Origin of the sequence: Enhydrobacter sp. (assembly GCF_030246845.1) — a bacterium.
In the GTDB taxonomy this organism is placed as follows: Bacteria; Pseudomonadota; Alphaproteobacteria; order Reyranellales; family Reyranellaceae; genus Reyranella.
This window is the reverse complement of the sequence record NZ_CP126889.1, coordinates 1,001,857-1,021,804: the sequence shown is the minus strand read 5'-3', so window position 1 is coordinate 1,021,804 and position 19,948 is coordinate 1,001,857. Positions and strand designations below refer to the sequence as shown.

At 67.5% G+C, this 19,948-nt stretch carries 18 protein-coding genes; 8 read left to right on the top strand and 10 right to left on the bottom strand.

Going from position 1 to position 19,948, the window contains the following annotated elements:
* The first annotated feature begins 3 nt into the window (after window positions 1-3).
* The gene (locus OJF58_RS05305; protein WP_300782305.1) at window positions 4-726 is read left to right on the top strand and encodes an ABC transporter ATP-binding protein; all 723 of its coding nucleotides are present in this window, start codon (window positions 4-6) and stop codon (window positions 724-726) included.
* Entirely contained in the window at window positions 719-1,414 is a 696-nt protein-coding gene (locus OJF58_RS05300) for an ABC transporter ATP-binding protein (protein WP_300785179.1), read from the top strand. The genes OJF58_RS05305 and OJF58_RS05300 overlap by 8 nt, the downstream gene beginning before the upstream one ends.
* A gap of 4 nt (window positions 1,415-1,418) precedes the next feature.
* Here the strand turns inward: OJF58_RS05300 and OJF58_RS05295 are convergent, their stop codons facing one another.
* Window positions 1,419-2,516: a hypothetical protein gene (locus OJF58_RS05295; protein ID WP_300782304.1), complete on the bottom strand. Its 1,098-nt coding sequence runs from the start codon at window positions 2,514-2,516 to the stop codon at window positions 1,419-1,421.
* A 90-nt stretch (window positions 2,517-2,606) separates the two neighbouring features.
* On the opposite strand from OJF58_RS05295, the gene OJF58_RS05290 reads away from it, so the two are divergent.
* Together OJF58_RS05290 and OJF58_RS05285 are read left to right on the top strand one after the other, a co-directional pair.
* Window positions 2,607-3,509, top strand: coding sequence for a polysaccharide deacetylase family protein (locus tag OJF58_RS05290; RefSeq protein WP_300782302.1), 903 nt, complete (start codon window positions 2,607-2,609; stop codon window positions 3,507-3,509).
* A 28-nt stretch (window positions 3,510-3,537) separates the two neighbouring features.
* Window positions 3,538-5,913, top strand: coding sequence for a xanthine dehydrogenase family protein molybdopterin-binding subunit (locus OJF58_RS05285; protein WP_300785177.1), 2,376 nt, complete (start codon window positions 3,538-3,540; stop codon window positions 5,911-5,913).
* Between the two features lies 1 nt (window position 5,914).
* Here OJF58_RS05285 and OJF58_RS05280 read toward each other — a convergent pair whose 3' ends face one another.
* The 7 genes from OJF58_RS05280 to OJF58_RS05250 form a co-directional block, all read right to left on the bottom strand.
* Window positions 5,915-7,480 (bottom strand): GMC family oxidoreductase N-terminal domain-containing protein, encoded by a 1,566-nt coding sequence (locus tag OJF58_RS05280; RefSeq protein WP_300782299.1) that lies wholly within the window; start codon window positions 7,478-7,480, stop codon window positions 5,915-5,917.
* Window positions 7,470-8,429, bottom strand: a complete 960-nt coding sequence (locus tag OJF58_RS05275) for a branched-chain amino acid ABC transporter permease (protein WP_300782297.1) — start codon at window positions 8,427-8,429, stop codon at window positions 7,470-7,472. Before OJF58_RS05275 ends, OJF58_RS05280 begins: the two co-directional genes overlap by 11 nt.
* Complete coding sequence (locus tag OJF58_RS05270) at window positions 8,426-9,280, bottom strand: branched-chain amino acid ABC transporter permease (protein WP_300782294.1); 855 nt, start codon at window positions 9,278-9,280, stop codon at window positions 8,426-8,428. The genes OJF58_RS05275 and OJF58_RS05270 overlap by 4 nt, the downstream gene beginning before the upstream one ends.
* Complete coding sequence (locus tag OJF58_RS05265) at window positions 9,277-10,008, bottom strand: ABC transporter ATP-binding protein (protein WP_300782292.1); 732 nt, start codon at window positions 10,006-10,008, stop codon at window positions 9,277-9,279. The genes OJF58_RS05270 and OJF58_RS05265 overlap by 4 nt, the downstream gene beginning before the upstream one ends.
* Entirely contained in the window at window positions 10,005-10,781 is a 777-nt protein-coding gene (locus OJF58_RS05260) for an ATP-binding cassette domain-containing protein (protein ID WP_300782289.1), read from the bottom strand. Before OJF58_RS05260 ends, OJF58_RS05265 begins: the two co-directional genes overlap by 4 nt.
* Window positions 10,782-10,783: 2 nt before the next feature.
* Complete coding sequence (locus tag OJF58_RS05255) at window positions 10,784-11,950, bottom strand: ABC transporter substrate-binding protein (RefSeq protein WP_300782287.1); 1,167 nt, start codon at window positions 11,948-11,950, stop codon at window positions 10,784-10,786.
* Window positions 11,951-12,071: 121 nt separating this feature from the next.
* The gene (locus OJF58_RS05250) at window positions 12,072-12,746 is read right to left on the bottom strand and encodes an HAD family hydrolase (protein WP_300782284.1); all 675 of its coding nucleotides are present in this window, start codon (window positions 12,744-12,746) and stop codon (window positions 12,072-12,074) included.
* Window positions 12,747-12,832: 86 nt separating this feature from the next.
* On the opposite strand from OJF58_RS05250, the gene OJF58_RS05245 reads away from it, so the two are divergent.
* The gene (locus OJF58_RS05245) at window positions 12,833-14,185 is read left to right on the top strand and encodes an MFS transporter (RefSeq protein ID WP_300782281.1); all 1,353 of its coding nucleotides are present in this window, start codon (window positions 12,833-12,835) and stop codon (window positions 14,183-14,185) included.
* A 4-nt stretch (window positions 14,186-14,189) separates the two neighbouring features.
* Here the strand turns inward: OJF58_RS05245 and OJF58_RS05240 are convergent, their stop codons facing one another.
* Both OJF58_RS05240 and OJF58_RS05235 read right to left on the bottom strand, forming a co-directional pair.
* Complete coding sequence (locus tag OJF58_RS05240; protein ID WP_300782278.1) at window positions 14,190-15,437, bottom strand: arsenic transporter; 1,248 nt, start codon at window positions 15,435-15,437, stop codon at window positions 14,190-14,192.
* Window positions 15,438-15,447: 10 nt separating this feature from the next.
* Window positions 15,448-16,692 carry an MFS transporter gene (locus tag OJF58_RS05235; protein ID WP_366526818.1) on the bottom strand — a complete coding sequence of 415 codons (1,245 nt, stop codon included), beginning with the start codon at window positions 16,690-16,692 and terminating at the stop codon, window positions 15,448-15,450.
* A gap of 245 nt (window positions 16,693-16,937) precedes the next feature.
* Here OJF58_RS05235 and OJF58_RS05230 point away from each other — a divergent pair, with 245 nt between their 5' ends.
* The 3 genes from OJF58_RS05230 to OJF58_RS05220 are packed head-to-tail and all read left to right on the top strand — an operon-like array spanning window position 16,938 to window position 19,918.
* Window positions 16,938-17,726 carry a YdcF family protein gene (locus OJF58_RS05230; protein WP_300782275.1) on the top strand — a complete coding sequence of 263 codons (789 nt, stop codon included), beginning with the start codon at window positions 16,938-16,940 and terminating at the stop codon, window positions 17,724-17,726.
* Window positions 17,723-18,745 (top strand): ABC transporter substrate-binding protein, encoded by a 1,023-nt coding sequence (locus OJF58_RS05225; RefSeq protein ID WP_300782272.1) that lies wholly within the window; start codon window positions 17,723-17,725, stop codon window positions 18,743-18,745. Before OJF58_RS05230 ends, OJF58_RS05225 begins: the two co-directional genes overlap by 4 nt.
* A 9-nt stretch (window positions 18,746-18,754) precedes the next feature.
* Entirely contained in the window at window positions 18,755-19,918 is a 1,164-nt protein-coding gene (locus tag OJF58_RS05220) for an acyl-CoA dehydrogenase family protein (protein ID WP_300782270.1), read from the top strand.
* The last annotated feature ends 30 nt before the right edge of the window (window positions 19,919-19,948 follow it).

The window sequence follows — 19,948 nt, the reverse complement described above, 5'->3', positions numbered from 1 at the left end:
GCGATGGAAGCCCTTGTCGAAGCGCGCGGCGTCAGCAAGAGCTTCGGCGGCCTGTTTGCCGTGAACGGCGTCGACCTCGCGATCGCCGAACGGGAAATCCACTGCCTGATCGGCCCGAACGGCGCGGGCAAGAGCACGCTGTTCAAGCTGATCGTCGGGACATATGCGCCGACTGCCGGCTCCATCCTGTTCGGCGGTGCCGACGTCACGCACATGCCGGCTTTCGCCCGCGTCGCGCGCGGCATGAGCATCAAGATGCAGGCGCCCAGTGTGTTTCGAGCGCTGTCGGTGCGCCAGAACCTGCACATCGCCCTGCAGCATCACGTCCAGCTCCGGCGGATTCCCGACGAAGAGGAACGCCTGTTGGCGCTGCTTGGCTTGCAGACCGATGCCGCCAAGCCGGCCGGCGAGCTCGCGCACGGCCAGCAGCAATGGCTGGAGATCGGGATGGCCCTCGCTCTCCGCCCGCGGCTGCTGCTGCTCGACGAACCGACCGCCGGCCTGTCGCCCGACGAGACCTTCCGCACCGGTGAGCTGATCCAGCGCCTGAATGCCGAGGGCGCGACCGTGCTCGTGGTGGAGCACGACATGACGTTCGTGCGCCAGATCGCCACCAACGTCACCGTGCTGCATCTGGGAAAGGTGTTCGCGCGCGGCACGATCGAGGAGATCATCGCCAATCGCGATGTCGAGGAGATCTATCTCGGGAGTGCCCACGATGCTTGAGGTGGCGGGCTTGTCGGCGCGGTACGGCGCGACGCCGGTGCTGCGCGGCATCGACCTCAGCGTGGCCCAGCGCGAGGTCGTCGCCGTGATCGGCCGCAACGGCGTGGGCAAGACGACGACGATGCGGTGCCTGATCGGGCTTCTTCGAGCCTCGGCGGGGAGCATCCGCTACCGGGGGCGGGACATCACGCCCCTCTCGGCGGACAGCCGGGCGCGCCTCGGCATCGGCTACATTCCGCAGGGCCGTGACGTGTTTCCGCGCATGACGGTCCAGGAAAACCTCCTGGTCGGCGAGCTGATCGGCGCTTCTCGCCGGCAGTCGCGGCTCGATCTGGTGTTCGAGTATTTTCCGATCCTCAAGGAACGACGCCGGCAGGTGGCCGGTACACTGTCGGGCGGCGAGCAGCAGCAGCTCGCGATCGGCCGCGTCCTGATCGGCGGGCCCGATCTGATCCTGCTCGACGAGCCGTCGGAAGGCGTGCAGCCTTCGATCGTGAAGCTGATCTGCCGCGTGCTGCGGACGATCCGCGACGATCTCGGCACGACGGTGGTGTTCGTCGAACAGAACCTCGATACCATCCTGGCGCTGGCCGAGCGCTGCTATGTCATGGAGAAAGGCCAGATCGTGCACGAGATGCCCAAGGGAGCGGTCTCGCGCGACAGTGTGCGAAGCCACCTGCGGATTTGAACGCCTACACCGGAGCAAAGACGGCCGCGACCTTGCTCGAGTTGAAGACGCGCGTCTCGACGAACTCCGACCATTCAAGCGCCGCGCCGAGCGCTTGCATGGCGCCCATCAGAGCGAACCAGTTCAGCATCTCCTGCTGACCCGAGTCCTCGATGCGATCGAGGGTCGTGGACCGCCAGGCCGCATAGTCGCCGGCAACCATCGCATCGTACAGCGTCCGGTCGGCCGCGACGTCGGGCTGCAGCCGCCACGTCTTGTCGACCAGGAAGGCGTGGCTCCAGCTCGACGAGGCAACGAGCGCCACGCGCCACGGGCTCGCCCGGCAGATACGGCCGACGGCGGCGCCGAGATCGAAGCATCGCCGCGGTGCGGGCGAGGGCGGATCGGGCGGGCGGCCGCGTTCGGCCCATCTGCTGGTGAAGCCGCGATAGGAGATCACCTGCCGGCCGTAGCAATTGATGGCGAACGGCACGATCGGGTAGGGGAAGCCGACGCGGTCGTTGTCGAGATAGAGGATGGCGTTGAGAAAGGCATGAGGCAGGCCGGGATGGTGAAGCGGGCGGTAGGCGTAGGCGACATCGAAATCGCTCTCCAGCAGGCCGGACGCGATCGCCTTGGCCGCCTCCCGATGGCCGCGGACGAGGAAGCCGGTGTCGGCGGCCTCGTTCCAGACGTTCGGCTTGCCGCCGCCCCATTCGTCCTCGGCCTTCGCGCCAACCATCGCCGAGGCCGTCGCCTGCTTCCACGGGAACACGGTCATGTCCTCGTAGGCATGCACGCAGAAGGCCGGCACCATATCCTCGCGGAAATTCTCGTACTGGTCGTCGCCCCAGACGACGATGACGTCCGGCCTGAAGGCATCGATCGCCTGGCGCACGCGGCGCAGCCCGCTCAGCATCGCCGCGCGGTGGCGGGCGGCGGCAGCGACGCCGCGGTCGTCGCCCCATTCCTCGCGCATCGCCTGCGGCCATCCGGCCGGATCCTTGGCCGATGCCGGAATGTCCGGATCCGCCAGGCGGCCGCGCAAGATGCCGGCCATGTCCGCATCGTGGCCGCTGAGCGGCGGATAGTGTGACAGGCCGACACCAAGAACCTCAGCCATTGGCCGCTTCCTCCGTGTCAATGGAAGTGGCAATGCTGCCACGTGTCTGATTATGGCACGATGCGGGCGACTGTTCTCGGGAGGTGATCGATGACCGATGAAGAAGCCGGCCGCGTGCGGGACTTCGTGGGCTACGGACGCAACCGGCCCGACCCGCACTGGCCGGGCGGCGCGCATGTCGCCGTGAATTTCGTCATCAACTACGAGGAGGGCGGCGAGTATGCCGTGCCGGACGGCGATGCGGCGTCCGAAACCGGGCTGACGGAAGGGTCCACCGCGGCGGTGAAGGGGCGCGATCTCGGCGCCGAGAGCATGTTCCAGTACGGCAGCCGTGCCGGCTTCTGGCGCTTCCACCGGATCTTCACCAAGCGGAAGCTGCCCTGCACCGTGTTCGCCATCGCCCGCGCGCTCGAGCGCAATCCCGAGGCCTGCGCCGCCATGCGCGAAGCCGGCTGGGAAGTGGCGGGACACGGCAACCGATGGGAGATCCACGCCAATCTCGAGGAGGCGTTCGAACGCGAGCAGATCCGGCTGGCGACGCAGAGCATCGCCAACACCATCGGCACCCGTCCGCTCGGCTGGTACAGCCGGTACGCGCCCTCCCTCCGGACACGGGTGATGCTGCTCGACGCCGGCTATGAGTACGACAGCGACGCCTACGATGACGACTTGCCCTACTGGGTCGAGGTGGGTGACCGGACCCAGCTGGTCGTTCCCTATTCGATCGTCCACAACGACGTCCGCTTCAGCCGCCAGGGCATGACGACGGGCGACGAGTACTTCGCCTATGTCAGGAATGCCGTGCAGTGCGTGCTGGACGAGGATCCGCCGTGCATGCTGAGCTTCGGCCTGCACAACCGCATCATCGCCCATCCCGGACGGGCCATGGGGCTCGTGCGAGCGCTCGACTGGCTGGCCGAGCAGCCGCGCGTTTGGGTCACGCGACGGATCGACATCGCGCGGCACTGGCGGCAGGCGCATCCGGCGCGATAGCGACAAGGATCGAACTTCGGTGGATCGGATGGCAGATCGCTACCAGGGACGTTCGCTGACACGGCTGGAGGATGCGCGGTTCCTGACTGGGAAAGGAACGTATGTTGCAAACGCCCGCACGACGGGCTGCCTGCAGGCGCACGTCCTGCGCTCGCCCCACGGCCATGCCCGCATCGAGCGGATCGAGACGACCGCTGCATCGAGGATGCCGGGCGTCGTGGCCGTCCTGACCGAAGCCGATCTCGCGGCCGACGGGATCGGCGACCTGCCCTGTGTCATGACGCTCGAGGCCGCCGAGCCGCTCGTCGTGCCGCCGCGGCCGGCGCTGGCGCGCGGAATTGTCCGTCATGTCGGCGACCCGGTGGCGTTCGTCGTGGCGGAATCGATCGAGGCCGCGATGGACGCCGCCGAGGCGATCGAGGTCGCGTACAGCCCCCTGCCGTGCGTCGTCGAGGCATCGGCGGCCGTTGCGCCAGGGGCGCCCCAGATATGGCCGCAGGCGCCGCGGAACTCGGCCTTCCTGTTCCGCCGGGGCGATGCCCAGGCAGTCGAAGCCGCGATGGCTATCGCCGCGCACGTGATCGAGTGCGAGCTGATGAACAATCGCGTGCTGGCTGCACCCCTGGAGACACGTGCGGCACTCGGCAAATACGACGCCCGGCGGGATCTGATGCATCTCACCTACACGGGGCAGGCCGTGCACGGCATCCGCAACCAACTGGCCGACGCCATCTTCCACGTTCCGGCCGATCGCCTGCATCTCAGCGTTCCGGACGTGGGCGGCGGCTTCGGCATGAAGAACTACATGTATCCGGAATGGGTGCTCGTGCTCTGGGCGGCGCGGCGGCTCGGACGGCCGGTGCGCTGGGTGTCGGAGCGAGTGGAGGATTTCGTCAGCTCCACCCATGGCCGCGATCACTTCTCCCGGGCGCGATTGGCGCTGGATGCCGATGGACGCTTCCTTGCGCTCGAGGTGCGGGCGGGTGCCAATGTGGGCGCTTATCTGTCGACGGTGGGGCCGATCAGCTCGACGACCGCCGCCGCGAGCGCGATGGGCGGTGTCTATGCCATCCCCTCGATCTTCATGGAGGTGCGCGGTGCCTTCACCAACACGCCGCCGCTCGATGCCTATCGCGGAGCCGGCAAGCCGGAAGCCAACTACATCATCGAGCGTTTGGTCGACCGGGCGGCGAGGGTGACGGGGATCGACGCCGTCGAGCTGCGCCGACGCAACATGATCTCGACCTTCCCGCATCGTACGGCCATGGGCATGCAGATCGATGGTGGGCGCTTCGCGGCGAATCTCGAGGAGGCGACGCACGCCGCCGACAGGGCGGGATTTGCCGAACGGCGGACCCGATCGGAGAGGGCGGGCCTCCTGCGCGGCATGGGGATCTCGTGCTTCCTCGAGACGGCGCGCGGTGCGCCCAACGAAGTGGCTCGCATCGCGTTCGAGGCGGACAACACGATATCGCTGGCGGTTGGCACGCAATCGAACGGGCAGGGGCACGAAACGGCCTATGCGCAGGTTGCCGCGGACATGCTGGGGTTGCCCATCTCCACGTTCCGTTTCCGGCAGGGCGACACGGCACTCCTGCCGAGCGGCGGCGGCCATGGCGGCGCGCGTTCGATGCATCTTGGCGGAACGGCGCTGGTGCTGGCGGTCGAGGCGCTGCTCGACAAGGCAAGGCGAATCGCCGCGCATCTGCTGCAGGCGCCGGTCGAGCGGATCGGCTTTGCCGGGGGCATCTTCAAGGTGGAGGGAACGGAGCGCAGCGTCGCCCTCGAAGCGGTCGCGCTGGCCGCGCGCGATCCGGCCAACCTGCCGGACGGGATGGCGCCGGGCCTCGGGGCGCTCGGCAACAACGTCTCCGACCTCTACACCTTCCCCAACGGCTGCCATGTCGCCGAGGTCGAGGTCGATCCCGAGACCGGCGTGGTCCGGCTCGATCGCTATCTGCTGATCGACGACTTCGGCCGCCTCCTCAATCCTCGACTGACGCTCGCCCAGGTGCATGGCGGCGTGGCGCAGGGGATCGGTCAGGCGCTGCTCGAGCATGTTGTCTTCGATCGCGACTCCGGCCAGTCCCTGAGCAGCTCGTTCATGGACTATGCCTTGCCACGCGCGGCCGATCTGCCGAGCTTCGACGGTCGTCTCGACGATACCGCGCCGACGAAGTCCAATCGCCTCGGCGTGAAGGGCTCGGGCCAGGCGGGTTGCATGGCGGCACCGCAGACGATCATGAACGCGATCCTCGACGCCCTGGCGCCGCTCGGCGTCACGCAGTTGGACATGCCGGCGACGCCGCAAGCGGTTTGGTCCGCCATTCGAACAGCGTCTCGCGAGGGGAATGCGATGGCTGCTTCCCAGTGCTCTCCCACGACGGAAGACGTCGCCTGCTAGTCTAGCGGTCGGCTGGCCGCTTCAGCCTGTCGGCCATCTTCTCCGCGATCATGACCGTCGTCAGATGCGTGTTCGCGCGCACGACGCTGGGCATGATCGAGGCGTCGATGACGCGCAGGCCGGTGCAGCCGATCACGCGACAGTCGGGATCGACGACCGACCGCGGATCGTCGGACGCGCCCATGCGGCAGGTGCCGCTGGCGTGTTGCGCATCGGAGCACTCGGCCAGCATCCAGTCGTCGAGCGCCGCCCCCTCGAGCGGCTCGTCGATGGGCCGGCCGCTCGTCCCATATTCGATCCCGGTCGATATGGCCTGGATCTCGGGGCGCAGGCAGATCTCGCGAAGCCGCCGCACGCCGTCGCGCATGCGCAGAAGGTCGCTCGGATCGGACAGCATGCGCTCGTCGACCCGAGGGTCCGTCCCCGGATCGAGCGTCGTGATGCGGACGCTGCCTTCGCTGAAGGCCTGGAAGGCCGAGACGGCGAGGCGCGCGCGTCCGGTGCCGCCGTCCTCTTCCGGCCGCAGGTTCCCGGCGATGAAGATCATGCCGTTGATGCCCGCGCCGCCGAGCTTCGAGGAATAGCGCACGCAGCAATTGGTATGCCGGTGCGCAAGGGTGCTCACGCGAGCCTCTTCGCGGAGATCGAGCATGAGACCGAGGATCGGATGATCGAGCAGATGCTCGCCCACGGGGCGATCGGCCACTATCCTCATGCCCAGCGGCTCGAGCACCTTGCGCGGCCCGATGCCCGATCGCTGCAGCAGGGCAGGGGAATGGATGGCGCCGGCGGAGACGATCACCTCGCGCCGTGCGCGCACCGTCCGAAGCGCGCCGCCGAGCCGGGCGCGCACGCCGTTCACGTGGCTGCGATTGCCTTCGAGCTGCAGGCAGTCGACGAGGGCGTTGCCGACGATCGTGAGGTTGGTCCGCTCGCGCACGGGCTCGAGATAGCCGTCGTTGGTCGAAATGCGCAGGCCATGGCGGCTGTTGATGGCATAGGGTGAGACGCCTGTTCCCTCCGGCGCGTTGTGATCCTCGCACCAGCCGTAGCCGAGGCCGAGCGCCGCCTTCATCAGCGCCCGGTCGACATGGCCCCACGCCTCCACCGGGGCGCGGTAAACAGGGATCGGTCCCTCCTTGCCGTGGTAGGGCGCGTCACCGAAATCGACGTCGCTTTCGAGCCTGCAGAAATAAGGAAGGACATCGGCCCATCCCCAGCCGGCGCAGCCCGCCGCGCCCCAGTCCTCGAAATCCTCGGGCAGGCCGCGGATCGCGATCTGGCCGTTGATCGTGGAGCTGCCGCCGATCGCGCGTCCGCGCCACAGAAGCTTCGGCGCCTGCCGTTCCGTGCGGCGGGCGAGCAGCTTCGGCCAGCGGTAGTCGTCGTCGGCGATGGCGCGCAGCGGATTGGGGATGCGGATGTGCTGCGGGGTCTCGCCGGTGCGGAAGTCGCGGCCGGCCTCGAGCAGCAGCACATGGATCCCCGGGTTTTCGGTCAGCCGCGCTGCCAGCACCGCGCCGGCCGAGCCGCCGCCGACGATGATGAAATCGTATTCATCCTGCATGCCGCCGCCTCTGCCGCAGGATTTCCCAGACACCGATCAGGCCGCTCGGCCACAACAGCAGGATACCGGCCAGGACGGCGCCCAGCACGATCTTGTCGCCATCGCCGCCGATCGAGAAGAAAGTCTGCTGCACGATGATCAGCGCGGTGCCGATCAGCGGCCCGAGCAGCAGCCGGCGGCCGACGATCACGATCGCCGTCAGCATGAGCACCAGGAAATAGCTCTCGAACATATCGGGGCCGACATAGGCGCGCTGATAGGCGTAGAGCCATCCCGCCAGCGCCGAGATCGGGGCGGAAGCGATGAACACCAGGATGCGCACGGTCCGCGCGTCGATGCCGAGCGCCATCGCGAGGTCGGGATTCATCTGCACCATCAGCGCGCTGGTGCCCAGACGCGAGCGGCGGAAGCGATGAATGAAGAGGAGTGTCGTCATCAGGAGCGCCCACGCCACCGACCACAGGCCGGCATTGTCGGACCCCTTTATGCCGTAGCCGAACAGGGTGAGCTCGAGCGGCGGCACGCCCACGATACCGTCGGATCCGCCCAGAAAGGACCAGTTGAAGGCGATCTCCATGGCCACGACGGCGGCGGCGTAGGTGACGAGCGAAAAGACGAACTCGCGCGTCCTGAGCGTCGCGAAGCCCAGCACCGCCGCGAGAGCCATGGACAACACGATCGCGGCGCCGGCCGTCGCCCAGCCGTCCCAGCCGGCATTGACGGCCAGCAGGGCGGCGGCATAGCCGCCCGCTGCCCAGAAGATCGTGTGGCCGAGGCTCACCTCGCCCAGATAGGAGAGGATGAGATCGGCGCCATAGGCCATAACCGCCAGGATCGCGATCGTGGTGCAGGCGGCATAGACCACGGGCGCGCCGCCCGCGACGGTGGGCGCGAAATAGGCGAGCGCCGCGAGAACCAGCGCCGCCGGGGTCGCAAGCCGCGCCGTCATCGGGCCCCCAGTCCGCGCGGCCGCATCACCAGCACCGCCAGCAGCACGAGGAAAGCCGCCGCCGTCGTGTAGGCCGGGGACACGAGGGCGCCAAAAAGGGCGGTGAACATGCCGAGCCCGAGGCCTGCCAGCAGGCTGCCGCCGATGCTGCCGATGCCGCCCAGCACCACGACCACGAAGGTCAGGATGACCTCGTCGAAGCCCATGCTGGTGAGAATCGGGCTGCGCGGCGCCACCAGGCCGGCACCCAGTGCCACGGCCGCGCATTCGAAGACGAACACGCCGATATAGACCAGCGTGGCATTGATGCCGAATAGCTGTGCGAGCTTGGGGTCCTCGGCGACGGAGCGCACCAGGGCGCCGGTACGCGTGCGGTTCAGCACCAGCCAGAGCACGGCGAACAGCAATAGCGTGCCGACGATGATCGCCACGTCCTGCCAGGTGAACCAGAGCGTGCCGAAGCGGAGGTTTGCCGCTTCGAGCGGACTCTTGAGGACTTGCGGATCGGCGCCGAACAGGCGCGGGGCGAGGCCCTGGATTATGTAACCGAAGCCCAGCGTCACGATCATGAGGCTGGTCAGGTTCTGCTGCATCACCAGGCGCAGCATCATGCCCTGCAGGACGATCCCCAGCAGGCCGAGCACCAGCACCGCGAGCGGCACGGCGACGAAGTAGGAGACTCCGAGCTTCTGAATCGCCAGCCAGGCGAGGAAGGCCCCCAGCATGTAGAGCTGGCCGTGGGCGAAGTTGACCAGCCGTGCCGCGCCCAGCAGCACCGTCCAGCCGATGGCGATCAGGGCGTAGCCCGAGCCCAGCACCAGACCGTTCAGGATCTGTTGCGCGAGGTTCATGTCTTCAGGCTTCCGAGATAGGCGTCGAGGATGCGCGGATCGTCCTTCATCGCGGCGGGCGCTCCCTTGGCAACGAGCCTGCCGCGCTCCAGGAGGTAAAGCTCGTCGACCAGCTCCAGCGTGGCGCGGACGTTCTGCTCGACCAGCAGAAGGGACAGGCCGCGGTCGACCAGCGTCCGCATGGTGGCCAGGAGCTCATAGACGAGTCGTGGCGCCAGCCCGGCCGACGGCTCGTCGAGCAGCAGGACCCGCGGCGCGGCGCGCAGCGCGCGACTCACCGCCACCATCTGCCGTTCGCCGCCCGACAGCATTCCGCCCTTGTGCTCGCGGCGCTCGGCGAGGCGCGGGAAGAGCCCGCAAATCTCTTCCATCGAGAAAAGATGCCGTCCGGTCACGTCGGCCGGCGGACGCACCAGGGCAAGGTTCTCGGCCACGGTGAGGTCGGCGAAGATGCCCTTGCCTTCGGGCACGAGCACGAGGCCGCGCGCGGCGCGCCGGTGCGGCGGCAGGCCGTCCATCGGCTCGCCGGCCAGCCGGACCGTGCCGCGCACCGCCGGACGGCCGCGGGACCAGCCGGCCAGCGCATTGACGAGCGTGCTCTTGCCCGCGCCGTTGGCGCCGATGACGCCGATCATGCGGCCCGCCGGCACGACGACATCGACGCCGTCCACGGCCAGGTTGCCACCGTAGCGAACCGAGATCGCGGAGGCGTCGAGCGCGTCCGTCATGCCGCCCGCCCCAGATAGGCTTCGAGCACGGCTTCGTTGCGCTGGATATCGGCCGGCGTCCCCTCGGCGAGCTTGCGGCCCTGCTCGATCACGACGATGCGGTCGGCGACCGCCATGATGAGGTCCATGTGATGCTCGATGACCACGACCGCCACTCGACGGCGGCGCAGCTCGACCAGCAGGTCCGCCAGCCGCTGCATGTCGGGGCCGCCCGTGCCGGCCGCCGGCTCGTCGATCAGCAGCGCCTGTGCGCCGGCGCCGTAGGCCAGCACGACCGACAGCAGCCGCTGCGTTCCATAGGCGATATCGGCCGGACGCTTGGCGTGATCCGCTGCCTCGATGCCGAACGACGTGAGAAGTTCCGCCGCCGCCCGCTCCGCCGCTTGCCGTGTCGCCGCCTCTCTCCAGGGCAGCAGGATCGAGCGCGACAGGGAAGTCGAGTGCTCGCGCAGGATGGCGGCCATGGCGTTCTCGAGAATCGAGAGCTCGCCGAAGAAGGCGTTCTGCTGGAAGGTGCGGCGCAGGCCGAGGCGGGCGAGTCGGAAGGTCGGCAGATCGGTGACGCGCTCGCCGGCCAGCCAGACGTCGCCCAGCCGCGGCACGGCATGGGTGACAGCGGCGAAGCAGGAGCTCTTTCCGGCGCCGTTCGGTCCGATGATGCCCAGGATCTCGCCGGCCGAGACCTGCCAGGACATGTCCTTCAGCGCGGTCAGGGCGCCATAACGGACGGTCAGTCCCTCGACACGCAGAAGCGGCGGTGCTGCCGGGCTCAAAGCTACTTCAGGACCTCGATCTTGGCCGTCTTGCCGTCGGTCACCTTGAAGACGGTGTATCGCTGCTTGGCCTGGCCGTCGGCCTCGAAGCTGAGGTCGCCCAGGATCGTGCCCTTGATCGTCTTGCCGCGGATCGCGCCCGCCACCGTCTTGCGGTCGAGGCTCTTGGTGGCATTGGCGGCGGAAGCCCAGACCTGCAGCGCCGTTGCACCCAGTGCCGCCCCTTTGTCCGGCGTCTCGTTGTGGTCCTTGCGATAGGCAGCAATGAACTCGAGGTTCGCCTTGATGGCATTGAACGGCGGAAGGTCGGGGAAATAGATGTCGGCCGACACCACGCCGGTCATGGCCTCGCCGGCGATCTTGAAGACCGTCGGCAGGATAGTGCCGACCGCCCCCACCAGCACACCCTCGATGCCGGCCTGGCGATACTGCTGGATCAGCGCCGGCATGCCTGACGATTCGGCCGCGTTGATCGCCACCACGGCGTCGGGCTTGGCCTGCTTCACGCTGGTCAGGCTCACGCGGAAGTCCGTCTGCTTGAAGGGAAACTTCTCGACGACGACGTTTTCCCAGGGCTTTCCGGTCGCCTTGAGTTCCGCCTCGATCACCTGCTGCGCGCCATTGCCGTAGGCGTCGTTCTCGGTCATGAAGCCGATGCGCTTGGCGGACAGCTTGTTGGCGAGGATATCGGCGATCACCGCGCCGTCCTGTCCGTTGGGGCTGTTGATGCGGATCGCGTAGGGATTGGCCTTTCCAGACAGGATCTGGTCCGCCTTCGACACTGCGGTGATATCGAGGATGTCGGCACGGGCGAGCACCGGCTGCATGGCGAGCGTCACCGGGCTGTTCCAGCCCTCGATCACGACCGCAACCTTCTCCGCCGCCAGCTCGTTGGCGCGCGTGACGCCGACGGCGGGCGTGCTTTCGTCGTCCTTGGCCACCACCGCGAGCTTGCGGCCCATGACACCGCCTGCGGCATTGACCATGTCGGCCGCGACCGTCACGGCGTGCAGCACCGCCTGGCCGTTGGGGCCGGCGGCGCCCGATAGGGGTACGATCACGCCGACCTTGATCGGCTCGCCCTGGGCAAGAGCCGGAAAGGCAAGACCGGCCGCCCCGGCACTGGCGGCGATCGCGAACTGACGACGACCAAGCTTAAGCGAACCCATGATCCACACCCATCAATGGACGTTCATTCAGAATGTTCTTGCCGCCAGGCGCAGCGCAGAGTCAATGCGACCAGGGGGCCGTAATTCGACGGTCGGAAGTGGTGCTGTCGGCATCGCTGGATCATCGCCGGCCGCCGACCTCGTCGATGTGGCGCAGGAGGTCGGCGGGATCGTCGTAGACCCGGAACGCGCCGGCTTGGCGCAGCTCGTCCGACCCATAACCGCCGCTCAGCAGGCCGACACCCAGCGCACGACAGCGCGTGGCGGCCAGCATGTCCCAGATGCTGTCGCCGACCACGATGGCGGTATCGGTGGAAATGCCCAGCCGCTGCGCAGCCGCGAGGAACAGATCCGGATCGGGCTTGGCATACTTTACCTGGTCGCGCGTGACGACCGGCGTCCTGTGGGCGTCGACGCCGAGCGCGGCGAGATTGACGGCGGCCGTCTCCATGCGGCCGCTGGTGGCGATGGCCCAAGGTATTCCGCCATCGGTCAGCCACGAGAGCAGCTCGCGCGCGCCCGGTAGCGGACGGATCGTCGCCGCGAATTTGCGATAGCCGTCGGCATGGCGTTCCCGCAGTCGATCGACCAGGCCGGCGCTGATTTCGAGGCCGGTCTCGCGCAGGAGCTGGTTGGTGAACAGGCCGCCGCTCATGCCGATCTTGCGGTGGATGCGCCAGACGGACAGATCGATCCCCTCGGCATCCAGCGCTTCCTTCCAGGCGAGGACATGCTGGTAGACGGAATCGACGAGCGTGCCGTCGAGATCGAACAGAAAAGCCGGCTCGAGTCGCATCTGTTCCTCCTGTGCCGCATCGCTGGGTTGAAGCCGCGCCCAATCTGCATGGATCGTGGTCCATGGACCGGATGGTAAGAAGGTTCATGGAAGCTTCCGACGGTTTGCCAACGCCGCAACGCTACTGGGCGATGCTGACGGTGGCACTCGCCCTCATCATGGCGGTGCTTGATGGTGCGATCGCGAACGTTGCCTTGCCGACCATTGCAGCGGACGTGCACGCAAGCCCCGCCAGCTCGATCTGGGTGGTCAACGCCTACCAGCTCATCATCACCATTTCGCTGCTGCCCTGCGCCTCGCTCGGCGAGCACTACGGCTATCGCCGCATCTACAAGATCGGTCTGGCGATATTCACCTTGGGCTCGCTCGCCTGCGCGTTGTCGAATTCTCTCGGCACGCTCACCGCGGCGCGCGTGGTGCAGGGCATCGGCGCCGCGGGCATCATGAGCGTGAACGGCGCGCTCGTGCGCTACATCTATCCGCGCAACCAGCTTGGCCGCGGCATCGGCATCAACGCGCTGCTGGTCGGTGTCTCTTCGGCTGTCGGCCCGACGGTCGCGGCGGGCATCCTCTCCGTCGCTTCCTGGCCCTGGCTCTTCGCGGTGAACGTCCCGATCGGCCTGGTGGCGCTCGCGATCGCCACGCGTTCCCTGCCCGTCAATCCCCGCACGGGCCAGCGTTTCGACTTCCTCAGCGCGGTGCTGAATGCACTCACCTTCGGGCTTCTCATCACAGGTATCGACGGCCTGGGCCAGGGGGAAAGCCGAATCCTCGAAGTCACCGAGCTCGCTGTCGCGCTGGTCGCCGGCATATGGCTGGTGCGCCGGCAGCTCGCGCTCAAGTCGCCCCTGCTGCCGATCGATCTTTTGCGAATTCCCATCTTCCGCTTGTCGATCCTGACCTCCGTCTGCTCCTTCGGCGCCCAGATGCTCGCCTATGTCTCACTGCCCTTCTACTTCCAGGGTATGCTTGGCCTGAGCGAGGTGACGACCGGCCTCCTGATGACACCGTGGCCGCTGACGACCGCGATCGTCGCGCCGGCGGCGGGATGGCTTTCCGACCGTTATCCGTCCGGGCTGCTGGGCGGCATCGGCCTCTTCACCATGGCGGCGGGGCTGGCCCTGCTCGCGATGCTGCCGGCGCATCCGTCCGGTCTCGACATCGTCTGGCGCATGGCGATTTGCGGCCTGGGCTTCGGCCTCTTCCAGTCGCCCAACAATCGCACCATGCTTTCGTCGGCGCCGCGGGAGCGCTCGGGCGGAGCGAGCGGCATGCTGGCGACGGCGCGGCTGCTGGGCCAGACCACCGGCGCGGCCATGGTGTCCCTGCTTTTCGGCATTTATCACATGCAGGCGGTCGATGTTGCGATCGTGGCCGGGGCAGGGGTGGCCGGCGTGGCGGCGCTCGTGAGCTTCCTGCGCGTTCGCCACCAGACCTGAGACCTCAGAGGAGGGCAACCGCCAGCGACAGCAGAAGGGCGGGCGGCATCACCAGGAAGCCGATCTTCAGGAAGGCGGCCGCGCCGATGCGCAAGCCTTCGCGGCGCAGAGCGGCCAGCCAGAGGATCGTGGCGAGCGATCCGGTGACAGAAAGATTCGGCCCGAGATCGACGCCGATCAGCGCGGCGCGCGTCAGTTGGTCCGGAACCGCCGAGGTCTGCAGCGCACTGCTGGCGATCAGGCCGGCCGGCAGGTTGTTGATCAGGTTGCTGCCGAAGGCGACGGCCAAACCAACGGCCCAGCTTGCCTGAGACACCGACTGCTCGGCTGCGCGATGAATGGCCTCGCCGAGGAGCCGGATGAGGCCGGTCTTGTCGAGCGCCTCGACCAGCACGAACAGGCCGGCGACCAGCGGCAGCACGCTCCAGGAGATATCCTTGATCGTATCCCATGGCCCCTTGCGTTCGACGACCAGCACGATCAACGTCGTGAGTATGCCGGCAATCGCGGTTGGCAAACCGAGCTGGATGTCCAGGGCGGACGATACGATCAAGGCGGCCGCTGTCGTCGCGATGCCGGCGGCCGCCACCTTGCCGCTATGGGACAGGCGAGGCACGGCAATGTCGGTCGCGATCGGCCGGTGGAGCGCCTTGCGCTGCGTCCAGCGCAGGATGACGTACGTCACCATGATCGACACGACGGAGGCAGGCAGGTATCGCGGCAGCCATTCGAGCAGCGGCGGCATCTGGCTGCCGTAGAGGACGAGGTTGGCCGGATTGGAGATCGGCAGCACGAAGGAGGCCGCGTTGGCGATGAAAGCGCAGATCAGGAGATAGGGCAGCGGCTGTTCCGCCTTCGCCGTTCGGGCGGCCGCGGCGACCGCCGGGGTCAGCACGACGGCGGTCGCGTCGTTCGACAGAAAGATCGTGACGATCGTGCCGACGACATAGACCAGCGTGAACATGCGGCCTGCGGAGCCGTTCGCCCGTCTCGTCGCGTGGGCGGCCGCCCAGTCGAACAGCCCTTCGGCCCGCGCGGTCTCGGCCAGCAGCATCATGCCGAACAGGAAGAGATAGACGTCGGTCCCCTTGCCGATGCCGACCAGGGCATCGCTGGAGGAGAGAAGGCCGGTGGCCACGAGGATCGCGGCGCCCAGGACGGCCCAGATCGCTTCCGGGGTGCCGAACGGCCGGACGACTACGCCCATGGCGGCAACGGCGGCGATCGCCCAGATCGTCGACTGGATCAGCATGCGGTGGAATTCACGACTTCTGGTCCTTGCCTACCATCGATGCCGATCGCAGGGAATCGGCGAAAGCCAGCCACAGGACGATCGAGACGAGCGCGAAGGCACCCAGGACGAGGAATGTCGCGCTGTAGCCGATGATCTGGGCAAGCCACCCGCCGAGCGCCGGGCTGAGCGCGCCGCCCAGGCCCTGGATGGTCATGACCGCGCCCTGGCCCAGATTGACGCGGCCGGTGCCGTGCAGCAGGCGGGCCACGAGAGCGGGGACGGCCGCCGTCTGCAGGCCCGAACCGATGCCGTCCAAAATCTGGACCGGATAGACGCCCCAATCGGCGACGAGATAGGCCGCGAGCACGGCCCGGATCGGCAACGTGGCGAACGAGATCAGGAGCACGAGCCAGAAGCCCCTCTTCTCCGCCATCTGCATGGCAACGAGCGATCCGAGGATCATGATGCCTTGGCCGACCACGATTGTCTTGGCGACGAAGCTCGCCGGCTCGCCTTGCCCGGCGGAAACAACCGCGAGCCCGTAGAGTGGCAGCATGCCGGCATTGCCGAGATTGAACAGCGCAAGGGCCGCCGCCAGGATGACGAGCGGGCGGCAGGTGTGAAGCACGCCGAGGCCGAGCAGGCCTTCATCGTCCGCGCCCTCCTCCTTGAGACCGCGGGCCGCGCGTCGATTGATGACGCCAGCCGGTATCATCGAGACCGAGACGATGGAGAGGACGGCGAACACGGCTGCGAGCCAGAACACGGCCGGCAGGCCGAAGCGCCAGCCGAGATATCCCGAAAGCGCCGCCCCCGCCATGTTGCCGGCATGGTTGAAGGCCTGGTTCTTGCCGTTCTGGCGATTGAAGCCGGCCTGGCGCACGATGCCGAGGGTGATGCCGTTGACGGCGGGCCCGATCGCGCCACCGGCGATCGCGGTCGCGATCTGGGAAATGGCGACGAGCCAGAAATTCTGCGTGAGCAGCACGATGCCGGAGGCCAGCACCGTGCAGATGCCGGTGACGATCACCAGGGCGCGTTTGTGGCGGGTCGAATCGACAAAAGCGCCGGCGGGCGCCGCGATCAACATGCCGGCGATCGAGCCCGCCGTCATCACAGTTCCGATCGGGCCGCTTTCCCAGTGATGGCCCAGCAGGAAAACGCCGAGGAAAGGCCCGATCCCGGCTTGCATGTCGGCCATGAAGAAGTTCAGGGCCTGCAGAGGCCATATCCCCGGCCTGCGCGGCGGAGAAGATGCGGCGGCAGCGGTCAACCTGCGTGTCCGGCGGATGAAGGGGCCGCCTGCTAACGGACGCCGTTCACGAAGGTTGCCTCGCGGGGCCCCGGTCGGGCTCTCAGTCATGGTGCGTCGAGCCCGTGCCTTTCAGCACCATTCCCTCGCGGGCGGAGTCGATTCGAGCCTGTCCGCAGAGCGGCATCATCGCCGGCCGCGAGCGGTATTTGCCGTCTTTGCCGGGCGCAATCGCGAGCTAGTATGGCGCCGCGATCACGCCCGGCATGACCACTTTCATCGTCCTGAAAATTCTTGGCAGCCTGATCCTGCCGCCGGCGTCGCTCGCCGTTGCGGCGATCCTGTGCCTTCTGCTGCTGCTCCTGCGCCGACGGCGGCTGGCCTTCACCTTCCTGGGACTCGCGGTGGCGGAGATAGCCATCCTGTCCTTTCCACCCGTGAGCGATGCCCTGATGGCGCATCTCGAGAACCAGGCGCGCGTCGCCGCGGCTTCGGCGCCGCGCTGCTGCTTCGACGCCATCGTCGTGCTGGGCGGCGGCATCATACCGGCCGTGCCACCGGCTCGGCCCTTTCCCGACCTGAACGACAACGCCGATCGCATGTGGCTCGCGGCGCGGCTCTTTCACCAGGGTATCGCGCCGCGCATCATCGTGAGCGGCGGCGGCTTCATGGCCCGCGAGGACGCGGCGGCGACGACCGAGGCCGCCGCCATGCGCCTCTTCCTGCTCGATCTCGGCGTGCCGTCCGAGGCGATCGTTTCGGAGGACCGGTCGATCAACACCATCGAGAACCTGCGGTACGTCCATCGCATGGTGGGCGAGCGGCGTGTAGCGCTCGTGACCTCGGCCTGGCACATGCCGCGGGCGCTGCTGATCGCCAAGCGGGAGAAGCTTGCGGTCTCGGCCTTTCCAACCGATTTCCGTGCGCTCCCGGAAACGCGGCCGTTCTGGGAGAACTGGATACCGTCTGCTGAATCTCTTTTGATTGGCTGTGTGGCGGTCCGGGAAATCCTGGCAATAAATCTCGACTGGCGTATCGGGTCGGAGGCGAAATGACCGGCGTCTGGAGGCTCAACCGTCGCGCGGCGCTGGTGCTCGGCCTTGCGGGACCGTTGCTCGTGCCGGTAATGCGGCGGCCGCGCGCGCAAACGCTCGATCGTCTGAGCTTCAACACGGACTGGCGCGCCCAGGCCGAGCATGGCGGCTACTATCAGGCAATTGCCGCCGGCATCTACCGCAAGCACGGCATTGAATGCGACCTGCGGCCGGGCGGGCCCAGCCTCAATATCAGCCAGCTCCTGCTGGCCGGCCGCGTCGACATGATCATGTCGAACAGCTACGAGGCCTTCACCTACCTCCGGGAAAAGGCGCCGTTCTTCACCATCGCGGCCATCTTCCAGAAGGATCCGCAGGTCCTGATCGCCCATCCCGGCTCGGGCGTCACGAGCTTCGACAAGCTGAAGGGTCATACGCTGCTGATCGGCAACGGCGGGCGCGTCACCTACTGGCCGTACCTGCGCAAGAAATATGGTCTCTCCGATAGCCAGCTCCGGCCCTACACCTTCAATTCGGCGCCGTTCCTCGCCGATCCCAATGCGGTGCAGCAGGGCTTCCTTTCCTCGGAGCCCTATTCGATCGCCAAGGCCCTGGGCAAGGCGCCCGAAGTGATGCTGATCGCCGACGCAGGCTTCGGCGCCTATCAGGAGACCATCGCGATCTCACGCAGGCTCGCGACCGGGAAGCGGGAGCTGATCCAGCGCTTCGTCGACGCGACGCTGGAAGGCTGGGCGCAGTACCTGAAGGGCGGCCCGGAGACCGAGGCGGCGAACGCGCTCATCAAGCGCGACAATCCGGATCAGACCGACGACCGCATCCGCTATGCCGTCAAGGTGATGACCGAGCGCGGCATCGTGCTGTCGGGCGACGCGCTCGCCTCCGGCATTGGCGCCATGAGCGACCGGCGCTGGCAGGAGTTCTATCGGCAGATGGTCGATGTCGACGTCTTTCCCAAGGGGCTCGACGTGCGGCAGGCCTATACGCTCGAGTTCGTGAACAAGGGAATCGGAAAACCATAGGAGCGGGACATGTACAAGGTAAGCGAAGAGCATCAGATGCTGCGCGATCTGGTGAAGAAGTTTGTGGCCAACGAGCTGATCCCGCTCGAGAAGAACGTCCTCGATCGCTTCGCGTCCGGACAGCCTGCCGCGCTGTCGGACGAGGAGAACGCCAAGCTTTTCAAGCAGTGCAAGGATCTCGGCCTGTGGGCGCTCGACGTGCCGGAGGAGGTGGGCGGCGCCAATCTGCCGAACGTCGCCCTGGTCGGGGTCAACGAGGAGCTGGGCTATACCTGTGTGCCCTTCACCTTCCCGCCGGACTCGCCCAACCTGCACATGCTGCTCGCCACGGCCAATCCCGAGCAGCGCAAGAAGTATCTCGAACCCTACGCCGCGGGCGAGACGGTCTCGGCCATCGCCATCTCCGAGCCCGGCGCGGGCGGCGATCCCGCCGGCATGAAGACCAAAGCCGTGAAGGCCGGTGACCACTGGGTGATCAACGGCCGCAAGATCTGGATCAGCCGCATCGCCCGTGCCGATTTCACGATCGTGATGGCCGTCACCGACTCCAATCTCGGCTCGCGCGGCGGCATCACCGCGTTCCTGGTCGACAAGGGCACGCCCGGACTCGTCGTGGCACGCGCGATTCCGATGCTCGCCGGCCAGCGCACCTACGAGGTGGTGTTCGAGGATTGCCGCGTGCACGAGAGCCAGGTGCTGGGCCGCGTCGGCGCGGGCTTCGCGCCGATGCAGCTTCGCCTCACCGTGCGGCGCCTGCAGATGGGCGCGTGGTGCATCGGCATGACACAGCGTGCGCTGGACATGCTCTGCGCCCACGCCAACCAGCGCGTGACCTTCGGTCAGAAGCTCGCCGACCGGCAGGCGATCCAGTGGTGGGCGGCCGACGCCGCCACCAAGCTGCATGCCTGCCGGCTGATGGTGATGGATGCCGCGGTGAAGCAGGACGAGGGCCGCGACGTGCGCATGGAAGCCTCGATGATCAAGGTCTTCGCCACCGAGATGGCGACCGAGGTGATCGACCATGCCCAGCAGGCGTTCGGCGCCATGGGGGTGACGCAGGAGCTGCCGCTGTCGCTGATGGCGCAGAAAGTGCGCACCATGCGCGTCTACGAGGGCCCGTCGGAAGTGCACCGCATGGTGATCGCGCGCCGGCTTCTGGGTGCGGCGCGCTGAAGGCGGCCTTGTTGACGGATCGCGGCGGGC